Here is a 13,909-nt window from a genome sequence, read left to right on the forward strand (position 1 = left end):
GCGCCGAATACGCCCCGTCCGGAGGTCATGAAAATGCATGGGAAGCGAACCACGGCAACGCGATCGGGTCAACGGCGCGACACGCCTTGTGGTCCTTGCGTTGCCGGTGCCTGAGGTCAGGCGTTCTTTCGGGCCTTCGCCTTTTTCTTCTCCGCCACGACCTTTTCGGCAAGGTCACGGGCGATGGCGAAGGCCCCTTTGATCTTGTCGCTGTCGCGTTTCCAGTCACGGCGCACGATGATCTTGTTGTCCTTGACCTTGGCAAGCCCGTTCTGTGCTTGCATGAACTCCACCAGCCCTGTTGGCGAGGCGAACTTGTCGTTGTGAAACTGGATCGTCGCGCCCTTTGGTCCACCGTCCAGCCGGGCGATGCCCGCCCGCTTGCACATGCCCTTGATGCGCACGATCAACAGAAGCGTGTTGACCTCCTTCGGCAGCTTGCCGAAACGGTCGATCAGTTCGGCTGCGAAACCCTCGAGCTCTACCTTGGTTGTCAGGTCTGACAGCCGCCGATAAAGGCCGAGACGCACGTCGAGATCCGGCACATAGCTTTCCGGTATCATGACGGGCACGCCGAGGTTGATCTGCGGTGCCCAGGTCTCGTTGGCTTCCGTCAGCCCTTCCAGCTCGCCGGAACGGATCTTGGAAATCGCCTCTTCGAGCATGTTCTGATAGAGTTCATAGCCGACCTCGTTCATGTTGCCGGACTGTTCTTCGCCGAGCAGGTTCCCGGCGCCCCGGATGTCGAGGTCCTGGCTCGCGAGCGCAAAACCCGCGCCAAGCGAGTCGAGCGATCCCAGCACCTTGAGTCGCTTTTCCGCCCCCGGCGTCAGCGGCACGCGCGGCTTGGTCGTCAGGTAGCAATAGGCGCGGGTCTTGGCACGGCCCACCCGACCGCGGATCTGGTATAGCTGCGCGAGACCGAACATGTCGGCGCGCCAGATCACCATCGTGTTCGCCGTCGGGATATCGAGTCCGGATTCCACGATGGTCGTAGCCACCAACACGTCGAACTTGCCATCGTAAAAGGCATTCATCCGGTCGTCGAGCTCGCCCGCGGCCATCTGCCCCGTCGCGACCACATAGGTCACCTCCGGCACCTGGGTCTTCAGGAAATCCTCGATCTCCGGGAGATCCTTGACCCGCGGCACCACGAAGAAACTCTGTCCGCCCCGGTAGTGCTCACGCAACAGGGCCTCGCGGATCGTAACCGTGTCGAAGGGCGACACATAGGTCCGGATCGAAAGCCGGTCGACCGGCGGGGTGCCGATGATCGACAGGTCGCGCACGCCGGTCAGGCTCATCTGAAGGGTGCGCGGGATCGGCGTCGCGCTCAGGGTCAGGACATGCACGTCAGAGCGCAGTTCCTTCAGCCGTTCCTTGTGCGTCACGCCAAAACGCTGTTCCTCGTCGATCACCAGAAGCCCGAGGTTCTTGAACCGGGTCCCCTTGGACAAGAGTGCATGGGTGCCCACGACGATGTCGACGCTGCCGTCCTTCATGCCCTCGCGGGTACGCGTCGATTCCGCTTGGCCCACAAACCGACTGAGTTGCCCCACCTGGATGGGGAAGCCTCTGAAACGCTCGGCGAAACTCTTGTAATGCTGCCGGGCCAGTAGCGTTGTGGGCGCAATCACCGCCACCTGCATGCCGGTCATCGCTGCAACGAAGGCCGCCCGCATCGCCACCTCGGTCTTGCCGAAGCCCACGTCGCCGCAGATCAGCCTGTCCATCGGAGACCCCGCCGACAGATCCTCGATCACGTCCGCAATGGCAGAAAGTTGGTCGTCTGTTTCGGTGTAGGGAAAGCGGGCCGCGAACTCTTCCCACGCGTGGTGGGGGGCCTCCAGCACCGGAGCCTTGCGCAGCGCCCGCTCGGCCGCGAGGCGAATGAGCTTGTCGGCGATCTCCCGGATGCGCTCCTTTAGCCGGGCCTTCTTGGCCTGCCAGGCGCCCCCGCCCAACTTGTCTAGAAGGCCCTGCTCATGGCCGTACTTTGACAGAAGCTCGATGTTCTCGACCGGGAGGTAGAGCCGATCGCCACCCGCATATTCCAGCAACACACAGTCATGCGGCGCGCCAAGCGCCTCGACCGTCTCCAGCCCCCGGTAAATACCAACGCCATGATCGACATGAACGATCAACTCGCCGGGGCTCAGGCTTTGATGTTCGGTTAGGAAATTTTCCGCCCGACGCTTGCGTTTGGGCGCGCGGATGAGCCGGTCTCCCAGAACGTCCTGTTCCGAGATGACGGTAAGCCCCGGCGCCTCGAACCCGTGTTCAAGCGGCCAGACAGCGAGGTAAAGCCCGCCCTTGTCCAGGGGCACATCGCGAAAGTCGGCAATCTCGGTCTGTGCGGTAAGGCCCTCGTCGGCCAGAAGCCCGCCGACCCGCTCGCGCGCGCCTTCAGAATAGGACGCGACGACCACCGGCCCCACGTCGCGCCGCACACGAATATGCTCCGCCAAGACCTCGAAAAGATTGATTTTTTCCTGCTGGCGCTCTGGGGCGAAGTTGCGCCCGATCCGCCCGCCACCATCCAGCACTCCAGCGCCTGTCGGTTGCGGCAACTCGGTCAATTGAAGGACGCGCAGATCCGCGAGCGCGCCAGTCCATGCCTCTTCGTCGAGATAGAGCTGCTCCGGCGGACAGGGCTTGTAAACCGTGTCGAGCCGGTTGCGATCCTTCATCGCAGCGGCCCGCGTGTCGTACTGATCCGCAATGCCCTCCCACCGGGCAATGCGCGCAGGGCCGGTCTGGTCGTCCAGCATGACGCTGGCACCGGGCACATAGTCGAACAGTGTCTCGAGGCGCTCGTGAAAGAACGGTAGCCAGTGTTCCATGCCCGCGTGCTTGCGCCCGGCGCTCACAGCCTCGTAAAGCGGATCGTCTGCGCCACCCGCGCCGAACTCCACCCGGTAATTCCGCCGGAAACGCGCAATTGCGGTCTCGTCCAGAATGATCTCGGACACGGGAGCCAACTCGACGGCGGACAGCGTCTCGGTGGTCAGCTGCGTGACCGGGTCGAACCGGCGCGCGCCGTCCAGCACGTCACCGAAGAGGTCGAGCCGCACCGGCCCCGCCTCTCCCGGCGGAAAGATGTCTATGATGCCGCCGCGTACGGCGAAATCGCCCGGTTCGGTCACGGTCGGCGCCTGACTGAACCCCATGCGCACAAGGAAGGACCGAAGCCCGTCCACGTCGATCCGGTTGTCCACGCTCGCCGACCAACTCGCCTCCGCCAGGACTTCACGGGCAGGCAGGCGCTGGGTGGCGGCATTGAGCGTCGTAAGCAGGACGAAAGGTCCGGGCACCCCATGTGCCAGCGCTGCCAGCGTTGCCATGCGCGCGGCGGAGACATCGGGGTTGGGCGACACGCGGTCATAGGGCAGGCAATCCCAGCCCGGAAAGGTCAGCACCGTCACCCGCGGGGCGAGAAAGGCCAACGCGGCCTGCATCGCCGCCAGCCGCTTGTCATCGCGCGCGACATGGACCACCGGCCCGCCGCTCTTTTCCAGTTCACGGGATACAAGGAGGGCGTCGAACCCTTCGGGCGCGCCCGACAGTGTTATGTGGTCTCGGCTGGCCATGAGGGGGGACCTAACCTGCGCGGCGCGGCTGTCAATGGCTCATTGGCCAAGCGCACCGTAGGTCATGTTCTGATACATGCCCCAGAGCGCTGTGATGAAGATGGCGATCATACCTATGAACTGCGTCGCGATCCGGTGGCGGTGCATGTATTTCCTGAGTGCCTGGCCCGAAAGCACGTTGTCCCGGATGACGCGCGCGGAGTTCACCGACAGCGCCCCCACGAAAATCATCGGCGCACCAAGCAGGAACACAGCCTGCGCGAACTCGACGTCATAGTAAAAGCCCAGCATCGCCAGCGTCGTCATCAGCATCGCCCCGATCCCGATGATCCAGAGGCCCGAAACGCCCGCGACGTACAGCAGCCGGTTGCAATTGATCCGCACCATGTCCTCGAGATCGACCTCGGCATCGCCGCCGTTCCGGCTAGCGCGCTGGATCATGTCGTATGGTACGCCCAGAACGTAACGGCTCGTCTGCGACCAGACGGCGGCCAGCGCGATCCAGTACCACAGGTTCGAAAAGCTCCGCATGTCGATGAGTTCGAATACGGCTGAATACCAGTCCACCGTGCTGCCCTGCCCGTTCTGGGGATCGTTTTGCGGGACCATACGCGCCTCGTTCGCGGGGCGCTACCCCTTGAGGGGGCGGTTTTGGCGTGGCACAGAAGGCCAGACGCCAAAGGATGCAATCATGACACGCACCACCGCCCCGTTTCCCGCGACGCGCCTGCGGCGCAACCGCCGCTCACCTGCGCTGCGCGCACTCGTGCGTGAGACGACGCTGACGACCGACGATCTGATCTGGCCGGTCTTTCTGATGGAGGGCGAGAACGAAACCTATGACGTGCCATCCATGCCCGGCGTCAAACGGATGACCACGGATCTGGTGGTCAAGGCCGCGCGCGAAGCCCATGACCTCGGCATCCCCGCGATCTGCCTGTTCCCGTTCATCGAGCAGGACGTGAAGACCGAGGATTGCGCGGGCGCCTGGGACCCCGACAACCTGTCGAACCGCACGACGAAGGCGATCAAGGACGCGGTGCCTGACATCGCGATCATGACCGACATCGCGCTCGACCCCTACAACATCAACGGACATGACGGTTTCGTCGTGGACGGCGAGATCGTGAACGACCGCACGGTCGAGGCGCTGGTCAGGATGGCGCTGGCGCAGGCCGAAGCCGGCGCCGACATCCTCGGACCCTCCGACATGATGGACGGCCGGATCGGTGCGATGCGCTCGGCACTTGAATCCGACGGCCAACACAACGTGTCGATCATGTCCTATTCGGCTAAATATGCCTCGGCCTTCTACGGACCCTTCCGCGACGCGGTCGGGGCGTCAGGGGCGCTCAAGGGCGACAAGAAGACATACCAGATGGACCCGGGCAATTCCGACGAAGCGCTGCGTCTCGTCGAACGCGACCTCATGGAAGGCGCGGACATGGTGATGGTGAAGCCAGGCATGCCCTATCTCGACATCTGCCGCCGGGTGAAGGATCGGTTCGGTGTGCCCACCTACGCCTACCAGGTCTCCGGTGAGTACGCGATGCTGCAAGCGGCGGTCGCGAACGGCTGGCTCGACGGTGACAAGGTGATGGTGGAAAGCCTCGCGAGCTTCAAACGCGCAGGCTGCGACGGGATTCTCACCTATTTCGCGCCGGACGCCGCAAAACTCCTGAACGCCTGACGCATCTTCGGTTTCAAAGTACCGCGGGAGAGCGCGAGAGGACTGGCCCTCTCGCATCGCGGCGTGCCGCCAAAGGTGGGACGCCGCAAGTCCTGCTCAGCACCTTCAAGCGTCCGCTCGCTCCGCCAGTTCGAGCCATTCATCTTCTGCCGAAGCCAGCTTTTCCTGCCGGGCCACCAGCGCTTCGGTCGCTTTCTTGAACTTCACGGGCTCACGGGTGAAAAGCTCCGCATCCGACAACAGTTCTTCGAGTTTCACGATCTCGGCCTCAAGCCTCGCGATCTCGTCTGGTAGCGCCTCGAGCCGATGTTTCTCTGTGAAAGACAGGCTGTCTTTTGGGGCCTTGGGTGACGCTTTACCCCCCGCGGCCTTCGCCGGTTTCGGCTTTTCGGTGGGCGTCAGGTCCGGCTCATCCGCGCTGCGTTGGGCGAGGTAGTCGGACCAGCCTCCGGCATAGACGGTCGCACGCCCGTCGCCTTCCATCGCGACCGTGGTGGACACCGTCCGGTCGAGGAAATCGCGGTCGTGGCTCACCAGGATCACGGTCCCGTCGAAGTCCATCAGGAGTTCCTGCAACAGGTCCAGCGTCTCGACATCCAGGTCGTTGGTCGGTTCATCGAGCACCAGCAGGTTCGACGGTTTCGCCATCAGCCGCGCGAGGATCAGCCGCGCCTTTTCCCCGCCCGAGAGCGAGCGGACCGGCGCGCGGGCCTGTCGTTCGTCGAAGAGGAATTCCTTGAGGTAACCCACCACATGCTTGGGCTGACCGCGCACGAGGATCTGGTCAGCCTTCCCTGACACGCGCATTTCGGGATCACCCGCAAGGTTCTCCCACAGGCTCGCATTTTCGTCCAACGTCGCACGGTTCTGATCGAACACGGCCATCTCGATCCCGGTGCCCAGAGTCACGGTTCCGGTGTCGGGGTCTTCCTGCCCGATCAGCATCTTGAGGAGCGTGGTCTTCCCGGCCCCGTTCGGACCGACGAGCGCGACGCGATCACCCCGGTTCACCAGAAGCGAGAAGTCGCGCAGGATCGTCTTGCCGTCGTAGGTTTTCGAAATGCCCTTGGCATCGATGACCTTGCGGCCCGACTTCGGACCGGAAGCCAGTTCCATCGCCGCCGCACCCTGCCGTTTGATCTGGGATGCCCGTTCGGCGCGAAGATCGCCGAGCGCGCGCACCCGGCCCATGTTGCGCTTGCGCCGGGCCGAGATGCCCTCGACCGCCCACCGCGCCTCGGACTTGATCTTGCGGTCGAGCTTGTGGCGCTGCATGTCCTCGTCTTCCCAGACCTTGTCGCGCCAGGCCTCGAAGTTCGAGAAGCCCTCTTCCTGCCGGCGCACCTGCCCCCGGTCGATCCAGAGAGTCGCGCGGGTGAGTGCGTTCAGGAAGGCACGGTCGTGCGAGATGAGCACATAGCCGGTGCGCGTCGTGGACAGCTCGTCCTCCAGCCAGCGGATCGCTTGAATGTCGAGGTGGTTGGTCGGCTCGTCCAGCAACATGAGCTCCGGCGCCTCGGCCAGCAGTTTGGCCAGCGCGGCCCGCCGCCGCTCCCCGCCCGAGGCCGTCGCCACAGCGACCTCCGGGTTGAACTTGAGCCCTTCGGCCACACGCTCCACGCGATATTCCTCGCCCGCCTCCAATCCGCTCGCCGCGAAGTCGCCCAGCGTCTCGAATCCCGCCATCGACGGGTGCTGCTCCATATAGCCCACCGCGACACCCGGCGGCAGGATACGCTCGCCGTGATCCGGCTCGACCAGACCCGCCATGACCTTCATCAGCGTCGATTTGCCCGACCCGTTCCGGCCCACGAGCGCCACGCGGTCGCCCGGCTGCACCACGAGCGACAGGTCGTCGAACACGGGATCGCCGCCAAAGGTCAGGGAAATGTCGGAAAGCTGGAGGAGGGGTGCACGCGCCATGACGCTCACCTAGTCCCGGCCCGTGTCGCCGTCAATCGCCCGCCAGCAACCTGAGCGCCCGCGCCCGGTTTTCCGGCACCTTGGCGATCTCGACAGCGGTAAAGACATGAAGCGTCTCCATCACGCGGTCCACGACGAGATGGTCGGACACCCAGCCGCCCATCAGGAGGTAGGTGCGCAGAAGCGGGGGCATCTGGCGCTGAGCTTCGGCCCCGTCTATCTGGCCCACCGGCAGTGTCACGACGTCATCCGATCTGCGGCCCGGTGCGAGGTCAGGCGGCGCGACATGTCGCGCGGCAAGCAGACGCAGCGCATCCGCATAAGGGGTCGCATCGGTGCCGTGAAACGACGAGCAGCCGAAGAGGAACGTCGCGCCCTCCGCGTCCACGATCCGGGTCAGCGCCGCCCAGCCGAGTCGCACAAGGTCCGGGTCCTGAACGCCGGGTGCGATGCAGAACCGCCCCACCTCGATCATCGGCCCTTGGCGGGCTGCGAGGCGTGCCAGGTCGTAGACCTGTCCTGAATACCCGGTCACGACATCGGACCCCGAGGCGAAGCGTTGAAACCGAAAGGTGGCCTGAAGCACCCCCTCCCGCTCGATCAGGGCATGTTCGCAGCGGCAGTCGACGGCGTCAGCGTCCAGGCCTTCGTCACGCCGGAACGCGCGGCCCCGCAGGCGCTGCGCCGACTCGACATCCGCCGGACCCGCCGCCAGCCGGACACTCAGGTTTCCACGGGAGAGCAGCGCGACCATGCCGCGCCGCCGTCAATTGCCGAGAATGTTGTCGAGGTTGATACGACCGATGTTGCCCAGAAGCTGCCGGATGAAGCCGATGCCTGCGGTGTTCGACGTGGTCACGCGCCGCGACAGCGTCACGACACGGCCCTCTTCAAGACCGAAGCGCTCGATGTTCTCGACCAGACCGTCCTCGGTGAAGCTGATGCGCAGAACCTCGCGGTCGATCTCTTCCTTGGCCTGATACCCGACCTGTTCGAAGCGGGACTGGACATAGTACCAGGCTTCCTGCGTCAGGAGGCCCTCTGCCCCCGGACGTCCGACGATCGCCCCAACGGTTTCGCGGGTATCGACGCCGACCATGATCTCTTCGACGTCCTGATCGGTGGGAAGATAGCCGTGGTTGGAATAGATCGGTGTGCAGGCCGACACGAAGCCGACCACCGCAAGAACGGCAATGGCGCGCAGCACCCTGCCCGCCTTCGTCCCTGTCTCGGTCATACCGCCCCCCTTGCCTTACCGATCTTTCTCTTGGACAACGGATTATAGAAACATCGCACCGCGTTCAAGAAACGAAAGTCCCTATGACGGCATCCGACGGCAATATAGAGTATGGTCCGGTCTTTCGCGTGGCAGATTTGGACAAATCTCGCCCTCGTGAGATCGAACTGGGCCTAAACGAGCGCCAGATGAACGCGCTCGCAGACGAGTTGGGAATCGCAGAACTGCGCAAGGTCCGCTTCGAAGGCACCCTCAAACCGCTGTCCAAACGCGACTGGCGCTTTAGCGGCCATCTCGGCGCAACGGTCGTCCAGACCAGCGTTATTTCGCTTGATCCAGTGGTGACACGGATCGAGGAAGACGTGGAACGCACCTGGATCGCCGGAATGGAGCCGGTAACCGCCGAGGAAAGCGAAGCGCCCGAAGATGTGGACCGCGAACCGCTGGGGCGTGAAATCGACCTTGGATCGGTGCTCGTCGAAGCCCTGTCCCTCGCGCTTCCGGACCATCCGCGCGGCGCGACGGAAGAACTGGGTGAACAGGTCTTCACCGAACCGGGCAAGGACGCCATGACGGACGACGACGCCCGCCCCTTCGCGGGTCTTGCAGACCTGCGCGACAAGCTGGCAGGCAAGGACGACGAGTGACGAGTCGGGTGGCATCGGCGCGTCGGTCCCGGCCCGGCACGGTGCAGCGGGCGCGGAGCCCGGCAACCCGCCTTGCAGCCACCCGTGAAAACCCTTGCAAAACAGCAGAATCGCAGTATGTTCCGGCCCTCTTTCGAAAGATGGGTTGGAACCGTGCGTTTTAGCGCGTAAGAGGCGGTCAGACTCGCGAAAGATGAGACTGGAACAACGGGCTTCGGCCCCTGACGAAACAGGGCAACGACACCGAAGCCCCCGCAAACATCGAGGTTGAGACATGGCTGTCCCTCAGAACAAAGTCACCAAGTCGCGCCGCAACATGCGCCGTTCGCACGACTCGCTTGTGGCTGACAACCCCAACGAATGCCCGTCCTGCGGCGAGCTGAAGCGTCCGCACCATGTGTGCCCGTCCTGCGGTCACTACGCCGACCGTGAAGTCGTCGCGATGGCCGACGACGTGGATTTCGACGACGAAGACGCGGCGTAAGCCCACCACGAGGCTTACCCCATGACGGATACGACGGACCCCGGCTCCCGGACGTCGGCCTCCGCGCAGGGGCTGCAGCGCATTATCATTTCGGTCGACGCCATGGGTGGCGATCGCGGACCGGCGGCTGTTGTCGCCGGTCTTTCCAAGTCTGCGCGCAAGAACAAGCATATCGGCTTCATCCTCCACGGTCATGCCGCGGAGCTCGAACCACTCGTGTCCAAACGCCCCGAACTGCGCGGCATCTGCGAAGTGCGCAATGCCGAGGGTGTTGTGACGATGGACGACAAGCCGGCGCAAATCATGCGCACCGGCAAGAACACCTCGATGTGGTCCGCCATCGACTGCGTGAAGAATGGCGAGGCCGAGGTGGTCGTATCGTCGGGTAACACCGGCGCGCTCATGGCAATGGCGATGCTCCGGCTTCGCAAGCTGCCCGGCGTGTCCCGCCCTGCCATCGCGGTCTTCTGGCCCTCGCAGAACCCGATGGGCTTCAACATCATGCTCGACGGTGGCGCAGACATCCGCGCGGACGAGATGGACCTGCTCCAGTATGCGCTGATGGGCGCCTCCTATGCCCGCAACGGCCACGGCATTCAGCGCCCGCGCGTGGGGCTGCTGAACGTCGGCACCGAGGAGCACAAGGGCCGTGCCGAGATCAAAGCCGCGGCCGAGCTCATTGCCGAAGCCGCCCCCGTCGCCCATTTCGATTATATAGGCTTCGTCGAGGGCGGTGATCTGCTGTCGGACCGCGTGGATGTCATCGTGACGGACGGGTTCACGGGTAATGTCGCGCTCAAGACAGGCGAAGGCACGGCCAAGATGGTCAACGAGGCTCTGAAAGAGGCGTTTCTCGCAACGCCCCTGTCTCGGATCGCGGCCCTGCTCGCGACGACTTCGCTCCGGCGGCTCAAGAAACGCATGGACCCCCGCAACTCGAACGGCGGCGTATTTCTGGGCCTCAACGGTACCGTCGTAAAAAGCCACGGCTCTGCGGACGCGACCGGTTTTTCGGCGGCCATCAAGCTCGCCTTCGACCTCGCGCAGTCCGGCTTCAACGAGAAGCTCGCAGCGCGGGTTGCATATACTCCCGGAGACACGCAGGATACGCCAGCGTTGATCGAAAACAAAGCGAGCGGCAAAGAATGACAACACGCGCCGTGGTCCGCGGCGTCGGGCACTACCTGCCTGAACGCGTGGTCCCGAATTCCTGGTTCGAAGAGCGGATCGACACCTCGGACGACTGGATTCGCAGCCGCTCGGGGATCGAACGCCGTCACTTCGCTGCCGAAGGCGAAACCACGTCCCATATGGCCATCGCCGCGGCGATAGAGGCCCTGCGCGACGCGGGTATGAACGCGGATCAGGTCGATGCTGTCATCGTCGCCACGTCGACGCCCGATCTTACATTTCCCTCCTGTGCAACGATGGTGCAATCCGGCCTTGGCATGACCCGTGGCTTCGCCTTCGACGTGCAGGCGGTCTGCGCAGGCTTCATCTTCGCGCTCGCCAATGCAAATGCGCTCATCGCTTCGGGTCAGGCCAATTGCGTTCTGGTCATCGGCTCCGAAACCTTTTCGCGCATCCTCGACATGGAGGACCGGTCCACCTGCGTTCTTTTTGGCGACGGCGCGGGCGCGCTCCTGCTCGAAGGCACACCGGGCACGGGTGAAAACACGGATCGCGGCATCCTGTCTTCGGACCTGAATTCCGACGGCCGCTACCGCGAGATGCTGTATGTCGACGGTGGCGTTTCCACCACCGGCACGGCGGGCAAGCTCAGGATGCAGGGCAACCCCCTGTTCCGTCAGGCGGTCGAGAAGCTCGCGGCCACCGCCGACGCGGCGCTCGACAAGGCGGGGCTGACCCATGACGACGTTGACTGGATCGTTCCGCATCAGGCCAACATCCGGATCATCGCCGGCACGGCGAAGAAGCTCGGCATGACGATGGACAACGTCGTCGTGACGGTACAGGACCACGGGAACACCTCAGCCGCGTCGATCCCGCTGGCACTGTCAGTCGGCAAAGCCAAGGGACAGATCCGCGAAAACGATGTCGTCGTGACCGAAGCGATCGGCGGCGGGCTTGCCTGGGGGGCGGTCGTCATCCGCTGGTGACGCCGCACGATCCCTGACAATGGCCTCGCTCTGGAGGAAACCGTCCGGCCACAGTGCGTGCAGGCAATGAACCGCAGATCAAACCCGACCTCCAAGTCATTGATGTTGACTTGAAAAAATATCGGCCCCATGCTGCGGAAAACCATCTCGGGGGACGGTATGAGTGAAAAGACGCTGACGCGCATGGATCTGAGCGAAGCCGTGTTTCGCGAAGTTGGCCTGTCGCGCAACGAAAGCGCCCAGCTTGTGGAGAGCGTGCTGGGCTACGTTTCCGACGCCCTCGTTGAGGGGGAAACGGTGAAAATCTCGTCTTTCGGCACCTTCTCGGTGCGTGACAAGGCGGCCCGCGTCGGGCGTAATCCCAAGACGGGCGAAGAGGTTCCGATCTCGCCGCGCCGCGTTCTCACTTTCCGTCCGTCGCAGATCATGAAGGAACGGGTTGCAGCGGGGAACAAGCGCTGAGCCCGAAACAGAGCAGTCAATGAACGGGCAAAGACATGGAACAGAAGTCACCTGACGCCTTCCGCACGATCAGCGAGGTGGCCGAGTGGCTCGGCGTGCCAACGCACGTCCTGCGCTTTTGGGAAAGCCGGTTCACGCAGGTGAAGCCGGTCAAACGCGCCGGTGGCCGACGCTACTATCGCCCGAGCGACATGGAACTGCTGGGCGGCATCCGCAAACTTCTCCACGAAGATGGCATGACGATCAGGGGTGTGCAGAAACTCCTGCGGGAAGAGGGCGTGAAACACGTCGCCGCCATGTCGCCCCCGCTCGATCTCGAGGGCGGCGACGCGGACAGCAACGTCGTGTCCCTCGATCAGGGCCGTCGTGCCTCCGGATCGGATGTCGAGGAGGCGGAACTCGTCGAGGATACCTCGGAAACCGTCGAAGACGCCCTCGCGCCCGCCGTGGACGAGGCGATGGAAAGTGGCGAACTCGCCCCGGTCGATCCGGAAGAGGACCGCTCTGTCACGTTCGGCACCGAAGAGCCGGCGGCTGAGGAAGTCGAAGCCCACGCCCCGCATCTGAGCGACGAAACCCTGACACCTGCCGAGTCCGATCCGAGCGACGACATAGAGGCGACGCCGGGCGAAGACCCACTCGCCGCCGAAACCGCTGCCGACCCGGAGGGGGTCGAAGCGCCACTCGACCCGCCAGCACCCGACTCGCCCCCCGAACATTCGCCCTTCGGCACATGGGCAAAAGACGACACGCCTGCCCCGGGCGCCATTGCGGCGGCGGACCTCCCATCTGAAGACGACCCGGTCGCTGACGAGACGCTGGCGTCCGAAGATCAGACCGACGAAGCAGCCAGACCGCCGGAACCCGGCGGCAGCGATGTTCCCACTTGGGATACTGCGGTGGAGGTAAGCGGGAGCGACGACAGCGATATCTTGCCGGAGCCGGAAGCGCCCGCGCCCGAGACGGAAAGCCCGCATATCTCGCGCGCCGACCCGACGCCTGAAATGCACGAGCATCCAGAGCCGGACGAGGTTGCGACGAGCGAACCGGAAGACTCGGCCAACGTGTTCTCCCAGGACGCGCCGTCGGCGGATTGGGAGATGCCCGTTGCCGACCCCTCGCCCGACGAAACCATCGAAGCCTCGCAACCATCCGCTCAGGAGTACAGCGAGCCAGACCCCGCTCCCGACTGGCAGCCACCGATCCCGGACGAGCCCGCAACGCCGGAGGACGACACCACCCCGGTGGCCGCGCCCTATGAGTCGGAAACGCGCCCCGCCGAAGATGAGATCGCGTCTGAACAATCCGATGACCCCTTCGAGGCGGCGCCTGAGCCTTCGGACAACTACGACAGCCCCGTACTCATCATGCCCGACCTGCCCGATGACCCCGCCGACGGCACCCTGCCGCCCGACATCGCCCCTGTCGCCCCGCGTCTGAGGATGCTGCGCGCCCACCAGGCGACCTTGCCATCGGCGACGCTTCAGGCGCTTGCGGACCGGCTTGCTACCCTGCGGTCCGAACATGACGGAACCACCCTGCGATAGGGGCGGAATTCATGCCGATCCGGTCTTGCCCACGCGGCGAAAACTGCTATGACACACCCCACGTCGGGCTATGGCGCAGTCTGGTAGCGCGTCCGTCTGGGGGACGGAAGGTCGCAGGTTCAAGTCCTGCTAGCCCGACCAATCACCGAACCGCCCGCCCTTTCCGGGGCGGGCGTTCGTGTATCCGGGGATTGCAGTTGGGGGACGAG

Annotated in this window: 12 protein-coding genes and 1 tRNA gene; 8 read left to right on the forward strand and 5 right to left on the reverse strand. The window is 64.2% G+C overall.

The features are described 5' to 3' along the window. Nucleotides 1-116: 116 nt before the first annotated feature. Nucleotides 117-3,590 carry a transcription-repair coupling factor gene (gene mfd, locus B2585_RS03415; RefSeq protein WP_292020016.1) on the reverse strand — a complete coding sequence of 1,158 codons (3,474 nt, stop codon included), beginning with the start codon at nt 3,588-3,590 and terminating at the stop codon, nt 117-119. A gap of 39 nt (nt 3,591-3,629) precedes the next feature. Further along, nucleotides 3,630-4,199: a component of SufBCD complex gene (locus B2585_RS03420; protein ID WP_292020018.1), complete on the reverse strand. Its 570-nt coding sequence runs from the start codon at nt 4,197-4,199 to the stop codon at nt 3,630-3,632. A gap of 82 nt (nt 4,200-4,281) precedes the next feature. Between B2585_RS03420 and hemB the strand changes: the two genes are divergently transcribed. Next, a complete protein-coding gene (hemB, locus tag B2585_RS03425; RefSeq protein ID WP_292020020.1) occupies nt 4,282-5,280 on the forward strand; it encodes a porphobilinogen synthase in 999 nt (332 codons plus the stop codon). Nucleotides 5,281-5,385: 105 nt separating this feature from the next. On the opposite strand, the gene B2585_RS03430 is transcribed toward hemB, so the two are convergent. From B2585_RS03430 to B2585_RS03440, 3 genes are read right to left on the reverse strand one after another with little or no spacing between them, the layout of a single operon-like run. Next, nucleotides 5,386-7,203 carry an ABC-F family ATP-binding cassette domain-containing protein gene (locus B2585_RS03430; RefSeq protein ID WP_292020022.1) on the reverse strand — a complete coding sequence of 606 codons (1,818 nt, stop codon included), beginning with the start codon at nt 7,201-7,203 and terminating at the stop codon, nt 5,386-5,388. Nucleotides 7,204-7,234: 31 nt separating this feature from the next. Beyond that, on the reverse strand, nt 7,235-7,957 hold the full coding sequence (locus tag B2585_RS03435; RefSeq protein ID WP_292020024.1) for a GNAT family N-acetyltransferase: 723 nt from the start codon (nt 7,955-7,957) through the stop codon (nt 7,235-7,237). A 12-nt stretch (nt 7,958-7,969) separates the two neighbouring features. Beyond that, nucleotides 7,970-8,440, reverse strand: coding sequence for an outer membrane protein assembly factor BamE (locus B2585_RS03440; protein ID WP_292020026.1), 471 nt, complete (start codon nt 8,438-8,440; stop codon nt 7,970-7,972). Between the two features lie 188 nt (nt 8,441-8,628). On the opposite strand from B2585_RS03440, the gene B2585_RS03445 reads away from it, so the two are divergent. The 7 genes from B2585_RS03445 (at nt 8,629) to B2585_RS03475 (ending at nt 13,841) form a co-directional block, all read left to right on the forward strand. Next, nucleotides 8,629-9,087: a YceD family protein gene (locus B2585_RS03445; protein WP_292020028.1), complete on the forward strand. Its 459-nt coding sequence runs from the start codon at nt 8,629-8,631 to the stop codon at nt 9,085-9,087. 274 nt (nt 9,088-9,361) lie between these two features. Then, nucleotides 9,362-9,571 carry a 50S ribosomal protein L32 gene (gene rpmF / locus B2585_RS03450; RefSeq protein ID WP_292020030.1) on the forward strand — a complete coding sequence of 70 codons (210 nt, stop codon included), beginning with the start codon at nt 9,362-9,364 and terminating at the stop codon, nt 9,569-9,571. Between the two features lie 21 nt (nt 9,572-9,592). Beyond that, nucleotides 9,593-10,720 (forward strand): phosphate acyltransferase PlsX, encoded by a 1,128-nt coding sequence (gene plsX / locus B2585_RS03455; protein ID WP_292020032.1) that lies wholly within the window; start codon nt 9,593-9,595, stop codon nt 10,718-10,720. Beyond that, complete coding sequence (locus B2585_RS03460) at nt 10,717-11,691, forward strand: beta-ketoacyl-ACP synthase III (protein WP_292020034.1); 975 nt, start codon at nt 10,717-10,719, stop codon at nt 11,689-11,691. The genes plsX and B2585_RS03460 overlap by 4 nt, the downstream gene beginning before the upstream one ends. 159 nt (nt 11,692-11,850) lie before the next feature. Then, a complete protein-coding gene (gene ihfA, locus B2585_RS03465; protein ID WP_292020074.1) occupies nt 11,851-12,153 on the forward strand; it encodes an integration host factor subunit alpha in 303 nt (100 codons plus the stop codon). 35 nt (nt 12,154-12,188) lie between these two features. Then, nucleotides 12,189-13,700 carry a MerR family transcriptional regulator gene (locus B2585_RS03470; protein WP_292020036.1) on the forward strand — a complete coding sequence of 504 codons (1,512 nt, stop codon included), beginning with the start codon at nt 12,189-12,191 and terminating at the stop codon, nt 13,698-13,700. A 64-nt stretch (nt 13,701-13,764) separates the two neighbouring features. Further along, nucleotides 13,765-13,841, forward strand: a tRNA-Pro gene (locus B2585_RS03475). The last annotated feature ends 68 nt before the right edge of the window (nt 13,842-13,909 follow it).

Source organism: Maritimibacter sp. UBA3975 (assembly GCF_002384975.1).
Classification (GTDB): domain Bacteria; phylum Pseudomonadota; class Alphaproteobacteria; order Rhodobacterales; family Rhodobacteraceae; genus Maritimibacter.